The organism is Streptomyces sp. NPDC027663, assembly GCF_055566415.1.
In genome coordinates, this window is the sequence record NZ_JBVHSK010000015.1 from 32,285 (window position 1) to 46,534 (window position 14,250).

General features: G+C 71.9%; 12 protein-coding genes. 5 read left to right on the plus strand and 7 right to left on the minus strand.

What is annotated here, in order from left to right:
- Positions 1 to 32 precede the first annotated feature (32 nt).
- Positions 33 to 1,010 carry an NUDIX hydrolase gene (locus tag ACZ4SF_RS30570; RefSeq protein WP_468390634.1) on the plus strand — a complete coding sequence of 326 codons (978 nt, stop codon included), beginning with the start codon at positions 33 to 35 and terminating at the stop codon, positions 1,008 to 1,010.
- A complete protein-coding gene (locus ACZ4SF_RS30575) occupies positions 1,007 to 1,837 on the plus strand; it encodes an MBL fold metallo-hydrolase (RefSeq protein ID WP_468390637.1) in 831 nt (276 codons plus the stop codon). Before ACZ4SF_RS30570 ends, ACZ4SF_RS30575 begins: the two co-directional genes overlap by 4 nt.
- 109 nt (positions 1,838 to 1,946) lie before the next feature.
- On the opposite strand, the gene ACZ4SF_RS30580 is transcribed toward ACZ4SF_RS30575, so the two are convergent.
- Positions 1,947 to 2,621, minus strand: coding sequence for a Crp/Fnr family transcriptional regulator (locus ACZ4SF_RS30580; protein WP_201841107.1), 675 nt, complete (start codon positions 2,619 to 2,621; stop codon positions 1,947 to 1,949).
- Positions 2,622 to 2,963: 342 nt separating this feature from the next.
- Here ACZ4SF_RS30580 and nth point away from each other — a divergent pair, with 342 nt between their 5' ends.
- The 3 genes from nth (at position 2,964) to ACZ4SF_RS30595 (ending at position 6,020) form a co-directional block, all read left to right on the plus strand.
- On the plus strand, positions 2,964 to 3,974 hold the full coding sequence (gene nth / locus ACZ4SF_RS30585; protein WP_468390641.1) for an endonuclease III: 1,011 nt from the start codon (positions 2,964 to 2,966) through the stop codon (positions 3,972 to 3,974).
- Positions 3,975 to 4,029: 55 nt separating this feature from the next.
- A complete protein-coding gene (locus tag ACZ4SF_RS30590) occupies positions 4,030 to 4,725 on the plus strand; it encodes an NUDIX hydrolase (RefSeq protein ID WP_468390644.1) in 696 nt (231 codons plus the stop codon).
- A 95-nt stretch (positions 4,726 to 4,820) separates the two neighbouring features.
- Complete coding sequence (locus tag ACZ4SF_RS30595) at positions 4,821 to 6,020, plus strand: MarP family serine protease (protein WP_468390647.1); 1,200 nt, start codon at positions 4,821 to 4,823, stop codon at positions 6,018 to 6,020.
- 127 nt (positions 6,021 to 6,147) lie between these two features.
- On the opposite strand, the gene ACZ4SF_RS30600 is transcribed toward ACZ4SF_RS30595, so the two are convergent.
- The 6 genes from ACZ4SF_RS30600 to ACZ4SF_RS30625 form a co-directional block, all read right to left on the minus strand.
- A complete protein-coding gene (locus ACZ4SF_RS30600; RefSeq protein ID WP_468390650.1) occupies positions 6,148 to 6,327 on the minus strand; it encodes a hypothetical protein in 180 nt (59 codons plus the stop codon).
- 168 nt (positions 6,328 to 6,495) lie between these two features.
- Positions 6,496 to 7,431, minus strand: a complete 936-nt coding sequence (locus ACZ4SF_RS30605) for an alpha/beta fold hydrolase (RefSeq protein WP_468390652.1) — start codon at positions 7,429 to 7,431, stop codon at positions 6,496 to 6,498.
- Positions 7,428 to 7,916 (minus strand): phage holin family protein, encoded by a 489-nt coding sequence (locus ACZ4SF_RS30610; RefSeq protein WP_468390655.1) that lies wholly within the window; start codon positions 7,914 to 7,916, stop codon positions 7,428 to 7,430. Before ACZ4SF_RS30610 ends, ACZ4SF_RS30605 begins: the two co-directional genes overlap by 4 nt.
- A gap of 183 nt (positions 7,917 to 8,099) precedes the next feature.
- The gene (gene nhaA / locus ACZ4SF_RS30615; RefSeq protein WP_468390658.1) at positions 8,100 to 9,542 is read right to left on the minus strand and encodes a Na+/H+ antiporter NhaA; all 1,443 of its coding nucleotides are present in this window, start codon (positions 9,540 to 9,542) and stop codon (positions 8,100 to 8,102) included.
- Positions 9,543 to 9,778: 236 nt separating this feature from the next.
- Entirely contained in the window at positions 9,779 to 11,734 is a 1,956-nt protein-coding gene (acs, locus tag ACZ4SF_RS30620) for an acetate--CoA ligase (RefSeq protein ID WP_468390661.1), read from the minus strand.
- Between the two features lie 92 nt (positions 11,735 to 11,826).
- The gene (locus ACZ4SF_RS30625) at positions 11,827 to 14,193 is read right to left on the minus strand and encodes a SulP family inorganic anion transporter (RefSeq protein WP_468390664.1); all 2,367 of its coding nucleotides are present in this window, start codon (positions 14,191 to 14,193) and stop codon (positions 11,827 to 11,829) included.
- Positions 14,194 to 14,250 lie beyond the last annotated feature (57 nt).

Below are 14,250 nucleotides of genomic sequence, written 5' to 3' on the forward strand. Positions count from 1 at the left end.
AACATTCGCCCTACACGGGATAGCCTCCGGCCATGGCGAACGGTCAGTGGTACCCCCCGGAGTGGCCGGACCGCATCCGCGCGCTCGCGGACGGCACTCTCACCCCGGTGTCCCCTCGGCGTGCGGCCACGGTGCTGCTCCTGAAGGACACCCCCTCCGGTCCGGTCGTCCACATGCTGCGCAGACGCGCCTCCATGGCCTTCGCCGGAGGCGCATACGCGTACCCGGGGGGCGGTGTCGACCCCCGGGACGACGACCGCCAGGTCCGCTGGACCGGCCCCACGCGCGCGTGGTGGGCGCAGCGGCTCGGCGTCGACGAGGCGGGCGCCCAGGCGATCGTCTGCGCCGCCGTGCGGGAGACGTACGAGGAGGCGGGCGTGCTGCTCGCCGGGCCGGACCCGGAGTCGGTCGTCGGCGACACCACCGGTGACGACTGGGAGGCCGAGCGCGCCGCCCTGGTCGCGCGCGAGCTGTCCTTCGCCGAGTTCCTGGACCGGCGCGGCCTGGTGCTGCGCTCGGACCTGCTGGGCGCCTGGACCCGCTGGATCACCCCGGAGTTCGAGGCCCGCCGCTACGACACCTGGTTCTTCGTGGCCGCCCTTCCCGAGGGACAGCGCACCAGAAACGCTTCCACGGAGGCCGACCGAACGGTGTGGATCCGCCCCGGGGAGGCCGCTGCCGGCTACGACAAGGGCGAGCTGCTGATGATGCCGCCCACGGTCGCCACCCTGCGCCAGCTGCTGCCGTACGCCACCGCCGCCGACGCGCTGGCCGCCGCGCCCGCGCGCGACATGACGCCGGTGCTGGCCCGCGCCCACCTCCAGGACGGCGAGATCGTCCTGTCCTGGCCGGGGCACGACGAGTTCACCAAGCACGTCCCGACCGCGGGGACGACTGCGGGGACGGCCGGGGAGACGGTCACGGAGACGACTGCGGGGACGACCGAGGAGAGGATCGCCCGGACGACTGCCGGGACGACTGCCGGGACGACTGGGGGAGGCCCCGCATGACCGACGCAGCTGCCCTGCCGGGCCAGCCCCGGGGCGGAGTCCTCTCGGGCCCGGCCACCGAACGGGCCGTCAACGTCCTCGCGCCCAACGCCTCCGTGATGACCCTGGACGGCACCAACACCTGGATCGTCGCCGAGCCCGACTCCGCCCTGGCCGTGGTGATCGACCCGGGCCCACTGGACGACGGCCATCTGCGCAACGTGGTGGACACGGCCGAGAAGGCCGGCAAGCGCATAGCCCTGACCCTGCTCACCCACGGCCACCCGGACCACGCCGAGGGCGCCGCCCGGTTCGCCGAACTGACCGGTACGCGCGTGCGTGCCCTCGACCCGGCGCTGCGGCTCGGCGACGAGGGACTGGCCGCCGGGGACGTCGTCTCCGTCGGCGGCCTGGAACTGCGGGTCGTACCGACGCCGGGGCACACCGCGGACTCGCTGTCCTTCCATCTCCCGGCCGACCGGGCGGTGCTGACCGGCGACACCGTCCTGGGCCGCGGTACGACGGTCGTGGCGCATCCCGACGGCCGCCTCGGGGACTATCTGGACTCCCTGCGCCGCCTGAGGTCCCTCACCGTCGACGACGGCGTGCACACCGTCCTGCCGGGTCACGGCCCGGTCCTGGAGGACGCCCAGGGAGCCGTCGAGTTCTACCTCGCCCACCGCGCCCACCGGCTCGCCCAGGTGGAGACCGCGGTCGAGAACGGCCACCGCACCCCCGCCGAGGTCGTCGCCCACGTCTATGCCGACGTGGACCGCTCCCTGTGGCCGGCGGCGGAACTGTCGGTACGGGCCCAGCTCGACTACCTCAGCGAGCACGGGCTGATCTAGTCCGGGCGGCGTGCGCGGACCTCACGCCGGGAGGCACAGGAACGCCCCGTCCGGCGTCGCGAGGCGAGGCCGGAGCGGGGCTCTCGGGGGCGCGAGCCCCCAGGGTGGGTCAGCGCGACCTCTTGGCCAGCCGCTCCACGTCCAGCAGGATCACGGCCCGCGCCTCCAGGCGGAGCCACCCGCGCTGGGCGAAGTCCGCGAGCGCCTTGTTCACGGTCTCGCGAGAGGCGCCGACCAGCTGGGCCAGCTCCTCCTGCGTGAGGTCGTGGACGACGTGGATGCCCTCTTCGGACTGCACGCCGAAGCGGCGCGAGAGGTCCAGCAGCGCCCGCGCCACGCGGCCCGGGACGTCGGAGAAGACCAGGTCGGACATGGCGTCGTTGGTCTTGCGCAGACGGCGGGCCACAGCGCGCAGCAGAGCGCCGGCCACCTCGGGGCGGGCGTTGAGCCAGGGCTGGAGGTCGCCGTGGCCCAGGGCGAGCAGCTTGACCTCGGTCAGCGCGGTCGCGGTGGCCGTACGGGGGCCCGGGTCGAACAGCGACAGTTCGCCGATCAGCTCGCCGGGGCCGACGACGGCGAGCATGTTCTCGCGTCCGTCGGGCGAGGTGCGGTGCAGCTTGACCTTGCCCTCGGTGACGACGTACAGCCGGTCGCCGGGGTCGCCCTCGTGGAACAGGGAATCGCCGCGTGCGAGGGTCACCTCACCCATGGAGGCGCGAAGCTCCGCGGCCTGCTCGTCGTCGAGAGCCGCGAAGAGCGGGTTGCGCCGCAGAACGTCGTCCACGAGTTCTCTCCTTGTCGACCTGCTCAGGGGATCTTGCTCCCCCGGTGTGCCAAGGGACCGTGTTCCCCGTTTTGCCGGACGGTCCAAACAGTGTGATCTGTCACAAGGATGCCGCACAGGTGTCCCGGGGTAAGCGTCAGGGGTCCAATCGGGGGCCGGTATCCCGGGTCCGGGGCGGATGCGGGTGCCTGGCTCTAGGCTGGCCGGGTGTCCAAAACGCCGGTGAGAGCACAGGCCAAGGGGGCTGGGCGGGTGGTTGTACGTCGCGATTCCGCTGTGGGCGAACACTTTGCTGGAGGAAGTAATAATACGGGCAAATCGGCTAAAAAGACTGCCGCTGCCGTGAAGAAGGCTGCGCCCGGCAAGGCGGTCACCGAGAAGTCCGCGCCCGCAGCAGCGGTCGGCAAGAAGGCGGCACCCGCCGAGGCGGTCGGCAGGAAGGCCGTGCCCGCCAAGGCCGCCGCCAAGAAGACCGTGCCCGGCAAGGCCACGCCCGCCAAGAAGGCCACGCCCGGCAAGAAGGCCACGCCCGGCAAGAAGGCGGCTCCGGTCGAGAAGATCGCCGTCGAGCCCCCCACCGGCGAGTCCCGTACCGCCCTGGTCCGCCGCGCCCGCCGCATCAACCGCGAGCTGGCGGAGGTGTACCCGTACGCCCACCCCGAGCTGGACTTCGAGAACCCCTTCCAGCTGCTGGTCGCCACCGTGCTGTCGGCCCAGACCACCGACCTGCGCGTCAACCAGACCACCCCGGCGCTCTTCGCCAGGTACCCCGCCCCCGAGGACCTCGCCGCCGCCGATCCGGAGGAGGTCGAGGAGATCCTGCGGCCCTGCGGCTTCTTCCGGGCCAAGACCAAGTCGGTCATAGGGCTGTCCAAGGCCCTCGCCGAGGACTTCGGCGGCGAGGTGCCCGGCAGGCTCGAGGACCTCGTCAAGCTGCCCGGCGTCGGCCGCAAGACGGCCTTCGTCGTCCTCGGCAACGCCTTCGGCCGGCCCGGGATCACCGTGGACACGCACTTCCAGCGGCTGGTCCGGCGCTGGAAGTGGACCGGCGAGACCGACCCCGACCGGATCGAGGCCGCCATCGGCGCGCTGTTCCCGAAGAGCGACTGGACCGACCTCTCCCACCACGTGATCTGGCACGGCCGCCGGATCTGCCATGCCCGCAAGCCCGCCTGCGGCGCCTGCCCCATCGCCCCGCTCTGCCCGGCCTACGGCGAGGGCGAGACCGACCCGGAGAAGGCGAAGAAGCTGCTGAAGTACGAGAAGGGCGGCTTCCCGGGGCAGCGCCTGAAGCCCCCGCAGGCCTACCTCGACGCAGGCGGCAAGGCGGCACCGCCACTGGGGGCCGCGTGACGGAACGATCTCGGGGTTCCCAGGCGTTGGAGAGGGCAGAGCGACGGGGGTGGCGATGACGAGGGCCAGTGACACACAGGGCGGTCCGGTGGCGCTCAGCAAAGAAGGGCTGCCGGAGTGGCTGGAGCCCGTCGCGGGCGCCGCCGAGACGGTCCAGCCGCTCCAGCTGAGCCGCTTCCTGCCGCCGGAGAACGGTTCGGGGCGGCAGTCCGCCGTGCTCATCCTGTTCGGCGAGGGCGCGCGCGGCCCCGAGCTGCTGCTCATGGAGCGCGCGGGCTCCCTGCGCTCGCACGCCGGGCAGCCGTCCTTCCCTGGCGGCGCGCTCGACCCGGAGGACGGCGATCCGCAGGGCGACGGCCCGCTGCGGGCCGCGCTGCGCGAGGCCGAGGAGGAGACCGGGCTCGACCCCTCCGGCGTGCAGCTCTTCGGCGTGCTGCCCCGGCTCTACATCCCGGTCAGCGGCTTCGTCGTCTCCCCCGTGCTGGGCTGGTGGCGCAGACCGAGTCCGGTCGGGGTGGTCGACCCGAACGAGACCGCGCGGGTCTTCACCGTCCCCGTGGCGGATCTCACGGACCCCGCCAACCGCGCCACCGCCGTGCACCCCAGCGGCCACCGGGGTCCGGCATTTCTGGTCGAATCGGCCCTGGTCTGGGGCTTTACGGCCGGAGTGATCGACCGCCTGCTCCACTTCGCGGGCTGGGAGCGCCCCTGGGACCGCCGGAAGCAGGTCCCGCTCGACTGGCACGCATGACAGGGTGATCCCCGTGCGTGTTGTCCGGGGGACGAACCCCCGCACCCCCCGGCGGGGCCGCGGGGGACCGGAGTGAGTAGGCGAGGCCTGAAGCGGTGAACGTGCTGGACATCCTGTTGCTGGTCGCGGCCGTGTGGTTTGCGGTGGTGGGCTATCGCCAGGGCTTCGTCGTCGGCATCCTGTCGGTGATCGGGTTCCTGGGCGGCGGTCTCGTCGCCGTGTACACGCTGCCCGTGATCTGGGACGCCATGACCGGCAAGGCGGAGGTCGGCACCACCGCTGCCGTCGTGGCCGTGGTCGTCGTCATCGTCTGCGCCTCCGTGGGCCAGGCCCTGACCACCCACCTCGGCAACAAGCTGCGCCGGCACATCACCTGGTCCCCGGCCCGCGCCCTGGACGCCACCGGCGGCGCGCTGGTCAACGTCGTCGCGATGCTGCTGGTCGCCTGGCTGATCGGCTCCGCCCTGGCCGGCACCACCCTGCCGACCCTCGGCAAGGAGGTCCGCGGCTCCAAGGTGCTCCTCGGGGTGTCCCGAGCGCTGCCCGCCCAGGCCGACACCTGGTTCGCGGACTTCTCCTCGGTGCTTGCGCAGAACGGTTTCCCGCAGGTCTTCAGCCCGTTCTCCAACGAGCCGATCAAGGACGTCCGGCCGCCGGACCCGGCCCTCGCGCGCAGCGCGGTCGCCGTCCGCGCCCAGCGCTCCATCGTCAAGGTCACCGGCACCGCCCAGAGCTGCGGCAAGGTCCTGGAGGGCACCGGCTTCGTCTTCGCCGACCGCCGGGTGATGACCAACGCGCACGTGGTCGGTGGCGTCGACGCGCCGAGCGTGCAGATAGGCGGGGAGGGCCGCAAGTACGCCGCGAAGGTCGTCCTCTACGACTGGAAGCGCGACATCGCCGTACTCGACGTACCGGACCTGAAGGCCAACGCCCTGAGGTTCACCGGCCAGGACGCGACCGGCGGCGACGGCGCGATCGTCGCGGGCTTCCCGGAGAACGGCTCGTACGACGTGCGCGCCGCCCGGGTACGTGGCCGCATCGTGGCCAACGGCCCGGACATCTACCACCGCAGCACGGTCCGCCGCGACGTCTACTCCCTGTACGCGACCGTCCGCCAGGGCAACTCCGGCGGCCCGCTGCTCACCCCGGACGGCAAGGTGTACGGCGTGGTGTTCGCCAAGTCGCTCGACGACGCGGACACCGGCTACGCGCTGACGGCGGACGAGATCCGGCCCGACATCGACAAGGGGCGTACGGCGAACGAGCAGGTGGGCACGGACAGCTGCGCCCTGTAGTGCGCGCGGGCGTGCCCGGCCGCTGCAAGGTGCGCGGGGGTGCCCGGCCGTTGTGACGCGTGCTGGTGTGCCCGGCCGCTGTGGCGTGCGCGGAGGTGTCCGGCCGCGGTGGCGTGTGCCGCGGCGCTCAGCCGCGCGGATGACGCAGGCGTACCGAGACCCAGCGGGCCCGGCGGCGCAGGATGCGCGGAATTCCCACCCGCAGGTCCGCTTCCGCGAGCTGCGGGGTGCCTCGCTGAGGCGTGCTCAGGCTCGAGGCCGAGCGGCGGTTGCGGGGTGCGTCACTGTAGTCGTGCGTCCAGCCCATACCCCGACGTGTGCCCCCGCCCCAAGGTCGATAACCGCCTGCGCGCCCCCCAATTGGCCTATGCGGCGGGCATGTGGCCGTTCGGGGGACAAGTGTTCAGGAACCGGGTGCTCCACGCTTCGATCCGTCACCGTACGGTCACACGTCCGGGTGGTGCTCATCGCATGGTCACCGGTCCGGCTCGGGATCCTTCAGCCAGTTGATCAGCTCCGTGGAGAAGACCGCCGGGTCCTCCTCGTGCGGGAAGTGACCGAGACCGTCGAACAGCCGCCAGCGGTACGGCGCTTCGACGTACTCGCCCGAACCGGCCGCGCTGCGCGTGCGGGTGACCGGGTCCAGCGAGCCGTGCAGGTGCAGCGTCGGCACCCGCACCGGACGCTTCATCCTGCGGTAGAACTGCACGCCGTCCGGGCGCGCAAGCGAGCGCACCAGCCAGCGGTACGGCTCGATCGCGCAATGTGCGGTGGACGGGATGCACATGGCCCGCTGGTACGCCTCCACGGCCGTGTCCTCGGGCAGCCGCGGCCCGGACCAGTCCCGGATCAGCCGGCCCACCAGCGCACCGTCGTCCGCGGTCAGTTGACGCTCCGGCAGCCACGGCCGCTGGAAGCCCCAGATGTAGGAGTTGGCGGCGGTCTGGCGGGCGTCCCTGAGCATCGCCGCGCGCCAGCGCCGCGGGTGAGGCATCGACACCACGGCGAGGCGCCGGACGAGCTTGGGCCGCATGGCCGCCGCCGTCCACGCCAGATAGCCGCCGAGGTCGTGCCCGACCAGCGCGGCGTCCGGCTCGCCCAGCGAACGGATCACACCGGTGACGTCCAGCGCGAGGTTGGCGGGGTCGTACCCGCGGGGCGTGCGGTCGCTGCCGCCGACGCCCCGCAGGTCCATCGCCACCGCCCGGTAGCCCGCGTCGGCGAGCGCGGTCAGCTGGTGCCGCCAGGTCCACCAGAACTGCGGAAACCCGTGCAGCAGCAGCACCAGGGGGCCGTCGCCGAGTTCGGCGATGTGGAAGCGAGCGCCGTTGGCGGCGACATCCCGGTGCGTGACCGGCTTCCCGTCCGGCAGGTCGATCCGGACGGGCGAAAGTGCGGCTGGGTCCGTCATGACGACGAGCGTGCCACAGCCTCGATGGCCGCGGGGCCGCGGTCCTCGGGCAGCTCCGGGCGCGGATGCGGCTTGGCGTTCTGCAGGACGTTCGCCGACTCCTTCATCGAGGCCGCCACCTTCTGCGGGCCCTGGCTCTCCTTGGTCTTCTTCGCGAACGCCACGCCGATGAGCCCGAGGACTCCGGCGACCAGCACGTTGGCCGCGAACGACAGCAGGAAGCAGACCGCCAGGTTCCAGCCGGTCCAGGTGCGGATGCCGTACGCCAGGGCGAAGTTGAGCATCGGCAGGGAGAACACCAGCACCGCGCCCGCCAGCGAGAAGGCGCCGCCGCTCGCCGCGCCGCGCTTCACGTCCTGCTTCAGCTGGGCCTTGGCCAGTGCGATCTCGTCGTGCACCAGCGCCGACAATTCGGTCGTCGCCGAGGCGAACAGCTGGCCGATGCTGCGTTCGGCGCCGACCGGGCTGCCGTCGGGTGCGCTCATCGCGTTCTCCCTTAGAGGTCTCTCGTGCCGCAAATGTGCTGTTCTGGTGAGTCGTGACGCTCGTACGACCCTTTGTCCGGCCGGCGTGCTCGCACCGCCGTCCGTCCGGCCGTCGTACCCGGGTGGCCGTCCGTCCGGCCATGGTGCTCGTTCGGCCGTCTTGTTTTGTACCGTCTCGTCAGATCATGCCGGACGGTCGCCCTCCTCGCCTGCCCCGCCCGGTACTTCCGCAAGCCCGTGGCGCGCTTCGGCCGCCCGCTCGGCGGCGAGACGCCGGTGTTCGGCGGCCTTGCGCTCGTGGATCTCGGCCATGCGCAGGTGGTACGCGGGGTCGTCCTGTTCGTAGACGTCCGGGATGCCGTCGAGGTCCTCGTCGCGTTCCTCTTCCTCGCACAGCTTGCGGTATCTGACGTTGCGTAGCTTCAGCAGGACCGTCGCACACACCGCCGCGATCAGCGACCCGGAGAGGACGGCCGCCTTCACCTCGTCCGTCAGCACGGCGTCGCCCGCGAAGGCCAGCTCGCCGATGAGCAGCGAGACGGTGAAGCCGATCCCGGCGAGCGACGCCACGGCGAAGACGTCGGCCCACTCCAGTTTCTCGCTGAGCTGTGCACGGGTGAAGCGGACCGCCAGCCAGGCGCCGCCGAAGACGCCGGCCGTCTTGCCCACGACGAGGCCGAGCACGACGCCGAGCGTCTCCGGCGTGGTGAAGACGTCCGCGAGTGCCCCGCCGGATATCGACACACCGGCGCTGAACAGTGCGAACAGCGGTACGGCGAGCCCGGCCGACAGCGGCCGCACCAGGTGCTCGATGTGCTCGCCCGGCGAGTGCTCCTCGCCCTCCCGGGTGGTACAGCGCAGCATCAGGCCCATCGCCACGCCGGCGATGGTGGCATGCACACCGCTGTTGAACATCAGGGCCCAGATGACGAGGGCGAGCGGTATGTACACGTACCAGCCGCGCACCCCCTTGCGCAGCAGCAGCCAGAAGACCACGAGGCCTGCGGCGGCTCCGCCGAGCGCGGCCAGGTTCAGCCGGTCGGTGAAGAAGACCGCGATGATCAGGATCGCGAAGAGGTCGTCGACGACGGCGAGGGTGAGCAGGAAGGCACGCAGGGCGCTGGGCAGCGAGGTGCCGATGACCGCGAGCACGGCGAGCGCGAAGGCGATGTCGGTGGCGGTGGGCACCGCCCAGCCCTGGGTGGAGCCGCCGCCGGTGAGGCTGGTCAGGGTGTAGACGAGCGCCGGTACGGCCATCCCGCACAGCGCCGCCACGACGGGCAGCACGGCCGCCTTCGGGTCGCTCAGGTCGCCTGCGACCAGTTCGCGTTTGAGTTCGATGCCGGCAACGAAGAAGAACACGGCGAGGAGGCCGTCGGCGGCCCAGTGGGCGACGGAGAGGTCCAGGCCGAGAGCGCCGGGGCCGAAAGAGAAGTGGCTGACGCTCGCGTAGCTGTCGTGCAGGGCGGGAACGTTTGCCCACACCAGCGCCGCCACGGCGGCGAGCAGCAGCAGGACGCCGCCGATGGTCTCGGTGCGCAGTGCGTCCGCGACGAACGTCCGCTCGGGCAGCGACAGGCGTCCCAGCAGCTTGCGGGCGGCTGTGCGGGTGCGGGGCGCGGTCACGGCAGACCTCCGGCGGGTAGGCGGAACTCACATGCCGACCAGACTTCCCGGCGCACCTGTGTCATCGCGTCACGGACGCTTTGCTTAGTTTACCTAAAAGGGGCGTCGGCCGGATCCGCTGAACCTCACGGTAGGCGCAGACGGGGCACCCGGCGCGTTCGCCGGGTGCCCCCTGGAATGCCGCTCAGTCTTTCCGGGCGCTCAGTCCGTCGGAGCGCTCAGTCCTCGCTAGGCATTCAGTCCTCGCTGGGCGCGGCCGGGAGCTTGGCCTGGATGAAGTCCATGACCGTGGAGTCGGTCAGCGTCGTGACGTCGCCGAGCCGGCGGTTCTCGGCCACATCGCGCAGCAGGCGGCGCATGATCTTGCCGGAGCGGGTCTTCGGCAGCTCCGCCACCGGCAGGATCCGCTTGGGCTTGGCGATCGGGCCGAGCGTGGCGCCCACGTGGTTGCGCAGATCGCCGATGAGCGCGTCGTCCTCCGAGGCCGTGCCCCGCAGGATGACGAACGCGACGATGGCCTGACCGGTGGTCTCGTCGGCGGCGCCGACGACGGCCGCCTCGGCGACCGACGGATGGGAGACGAGCGCCGACTCCACCTCGGTGGTGGAGATGTTGTGCCCGGAGACCAGCATCACGTCGTCCACCCGGCCCAGCAGCCAGATGTCCCCGTCGTCGTCCTTCTTCGCCCCGTCACCGGCGAAGTACTTGCCCTCGAAGCGGGACCAGTACGTGTCGATGAACCGCTGGTCGTCGCCCCAGATCGTGCGCAGCATCGACGGCCACGGCTCGGTCAGCACCAGGTAGCCGCCACCGCCGTCGGGCACCTCGTTCGCCTCGTCGTCGACGACGGTCGCGCTGATGCCGGGCAGTGAACGCTGCGCCGAACCGGGCTTCGCCTCGGTGACGCCGGGCAGCGGCGAGATCATCATGGCGCCGGTCTCGGTCTGCCACCAGGTGTCCACGACGGGTGTCCGGTCGGCGCCGATGTGCTTCCGGTACCAGATCCAGGCCTCGGGGTTGATCGGCTCGCCGACCGAGCCCAGGACACGCAGGCTGCTCAGGTCGAACTTGGCGGGGATGTCGTCGCCCCACTTCATGAACGTCCGGATCGCGGTCGGCGCGGTGTAGAGGATCGTGACCTTGTACTTCTGCACGATCTCCCAGAACCGGCCCTGGTGCGGGGTGTCCGGCGTGCCCTCGTACATGACCTGCGTGGCGCCGTTGGCCAGCGGGCCGTAGACGATGTACGAGTGCCCGGTGACCCAGCCGACGTCGGCGGTGCACCAGTAGACGTCCGTCTCCGGCTTGAGGTCGAACACCGCCCAGTGGGTGTAGGCCGCCTGGGTGAGGTAGCCGCCGGAGGTGTGCAGGATGCCCTTCGGCTTCCCCGTCGTGCCGGAGGTGTAGAGGATGAACAGCGGGTGCTCCGCCTCGAACGCCTCTGGGGTGTGCTCGGCCGACTGGCGCCCGACCAGTTCGTGCCACCACACGTCCCGCTCGCCGTTCCAGACCACTTCCTGCCCGGTCCGGCGCACCACGAGCACGTGCTCGACGTTGCCCGCCTTCTCGGCCGCCTCGTCCACGGCCGGCTTGAGCGCGGACGGCTTGCCTCGCCGGTAGCCGCCGTCGGCGGTGATGACGACCTTCGCGTCCGCGTCCTGGATGCGGGTCGCGAGCGCGTCCGCCGAGAAGCCGCCGAAGACGACCGAGTGCGCGGCACCGATACGGGCCGAGGCCAGCATCGCGATCGCGGTCTCCGGGATCATCGGCATGTAGATGGCGACCCGGTCGCCCTTCTGCACGCCCAGCTCCAGCAGCGCGTTGGCGGCCTTGGAGACCTCGTCCTTCAGCTCCGCGTAGGTGATCGCGCGGCTGTCGCCCGGCTCACCCTCGAAGTGGATGGCGACGCGGTCCCCGTGTCCGGCCTCCACATGCCGGTCCACGCAGTTGTACGCGACGTTCAGCTCGCCGTCCTTGAACCACTTCGCGAACGGCGGGTTCGACCAGTCCAGCGTCTCGGTCGGTTCCTTGGCCCAGGTCAGCCGGCGGGCCTGCTCGGCCCAGAAGCCGAGCCTGTCAGCCTTGGCCTGTTCGTACGCCTCCGCGGTGACGTTGGCGTGCGCGGCCAGGTCGGCGGGGGGCGCGAACCTGCGTTCTTCCTTGAGCAGGTTGGCCAGGCTCTCGTTGCTCACGACATCTCCCATTCCAAGGGTGTCCGTTGTGTCCCAGGCCACAGCTCATCAGACGCGGGGGGCCGATGACAAGGGTCGGCCGAAAAATTGGTTTAGACCTGTCTGGGACCGCTTGCACGCACCCCTCCGCGCTCCTCCTCACCTCCGTCCACGCCCTCCGGGGCGCTTCCGGTCGCGGACCCCGTGACGCTTTCGAACACCGTTGCTCCTTCCGTCTCCGCGAGCAGGTACGCCTGTGCCTCGCCCACGTGGAAATACATGCCGTGCAGCTCCAGTTCGCCCTCGGCCAGTGCCCGTTCGACCGGTCCGTGGCTCCGCAGATGTGCCAGCTGCTGGACCACGTTGGTCAGGCACAGCCGCTCCACCGCGTCCGCGGGCTCCCGCCCGGCCAGCCGGGCCCGGCCGTGGTGGTCGCAGCCCGTCCGCGCCAGACTCGGCAGTCCGTGCCGCAGCCACCGCTGCAGTGGGCCGCCCCCGTGCCCGGCGCCGCTCGTCAGCAGCGCCTGCATCGCCCCGCACCCGGAGTGACCGCACACCGTGATGGAGCGCACCCCGAGCACGTCCACCGCGTATTCGATGGCGGCGGCCACCGAGTCGTCGCCGTGCTCCTCGCCTGCCGGCGGCACCAGGTTGCCGATGTTGCGGACGACGAACAGGTCGCCGGGACCACTGGCGGTGATCATCGACGTGACGAGCCGGGAATCGGCGCAGGTGAGGAAGAGCTGGGACGGACGCTGGCCCTCCCGGGCGAGCCGCGCCAGTTCCTCCCGTACCAGCGGCGCCGTGTTCCGCTGGAACGAGCTGATGCCGCGGGCCAGTTCATGGGCCGCCTCCCGTCCTGCGGGGGCGTCGGGGGAGCCGGCGAAGCAGGACTGGTGGTTGCGCCAGGGCGTCCAGGGGCCGCACCGGCACTCGGCCGCGGGAACCTGCCCGGCGGTCCGGATTCCGCCGCGCCGGCCCGCCAGCTCGGCCGTGCCTCCTCGCGCGGTGTGGCTGCTTCGCCAGTCCTGCAGTGACTCGTACGCCGCGTGGTCCATGAACGACCCGTCCAACTCCACGGCGGCGTGGGCGCCTTGGGGTACGAGATGCAGGGCTCTGCTGAGCCGGGGCACCGCGAGGAAGGTCAGCTGGCCTCGGACGCGTACATGATGGACTCCTTCCTTCTCCTCGTGAGTGATACGGGTGCGGGTGAGGCGGTGCAGGGCGACGGCGACCGCCACGGCGACCCCGAGGAGCACGCCCTCCAGGACGCCGAGGAACACCACACCGAGTGTGGTCGCGGCGTAGACCAGCACTTCGCGGTGGCGCGTCACCGTGCGGATGTGGTGCAGGGACACCATCTGGATGCCGACGGCCATCACCAGGGCGGCGAGGGAGGCGAGCGGGATCTCCTCCAGGATCGGGACCATCAGCAGCGCGGCGACTACTACGAGAACGCCGTGCAGCATCGTGGAGTTCCGGCTCACCGCACCGGAATTCACATTCGCGGTACTGCGCACCGCCACCCCCGCGACCGGCAGCCCGCCGAGCGACCCGGACACGATGTTGGCGGCGCCCTGGCCCAGCAGCTCGCGGTCCAGGTCGGAGCGGCCGACGCGGGACTGCGGGCCGGGGCGGGCGGCGAGCAGCTTGTCCACGGCCACCGCGCCGAGCAGCGACTGGACGCTGCACACCAGGGTGGTGGTGAGCACGGCGGCGACGACGCCGGACACGGGGCCCTCGGGCAGCCCGGCCAGGGCGTGACTGCGCCAGGACGGCAGGTCGACCCGGGGCAGGGACAGGCCGGCGAGGGCGGCGGTCGCGGTGGCCCCGGCGACGGCGACGAGCGCGGCCGGCACGGTGCGCAGCAGCCGTCCCGCCCGGCCCGGCAGGCGGGGCCAGGCCAGCAGCAGGGCCAGGGTCAGCGCGCTCATCGACACGGCGGCCGGGTGCAGGTCGGCCAACTGGGCGGGCAGGGCACGCAGGTTGGCCAGGACGGAGCTGTCCGGGCTGCCGCCGAGGACGATGTGCAACTGGGCCACGGCGATGGTGATGCCGATGCCGGCGAGCATGCCGTGCACCACGGCCGGACTGACCGCCAGCGCACCGCGCGCCACCCGCAGACAGCCGAGGCCGAGCTGGGCCAGACCGGCGAGGACCGTGATGCCGCAGGTGGTCCGCCAGCCGTAACGGTGGATCAGGTCGGCGGTGACCACGGTCAGCCCGGCGGCGGGGCCGCTGACCTGCAAGGGGCAGCCGCCGAGCCGGCCGGCGACGATTCCGCCGACCGCGGCCGCGACGAGGCCTGCCTGGAGCGGGGCGCCGGTGGCGAGGGCGATGCCGAGGGAGAGGGGGAGGGCGATCAGGAAGACCGCGACGGCCGCCGACAGGTCGGCGCCCTCGACGGGAAAGCGGCCGGTCTTCGGCGCGGGGGTGTGCGGCGGGTGGGGGTGGGTGTGCGGGGGTGCGCAGGCGGACATGTTCCCGTCTCCTCCGGGGCGGCGCGGTCGCGGACTGGGTGGAACCCGCGGTGGTGG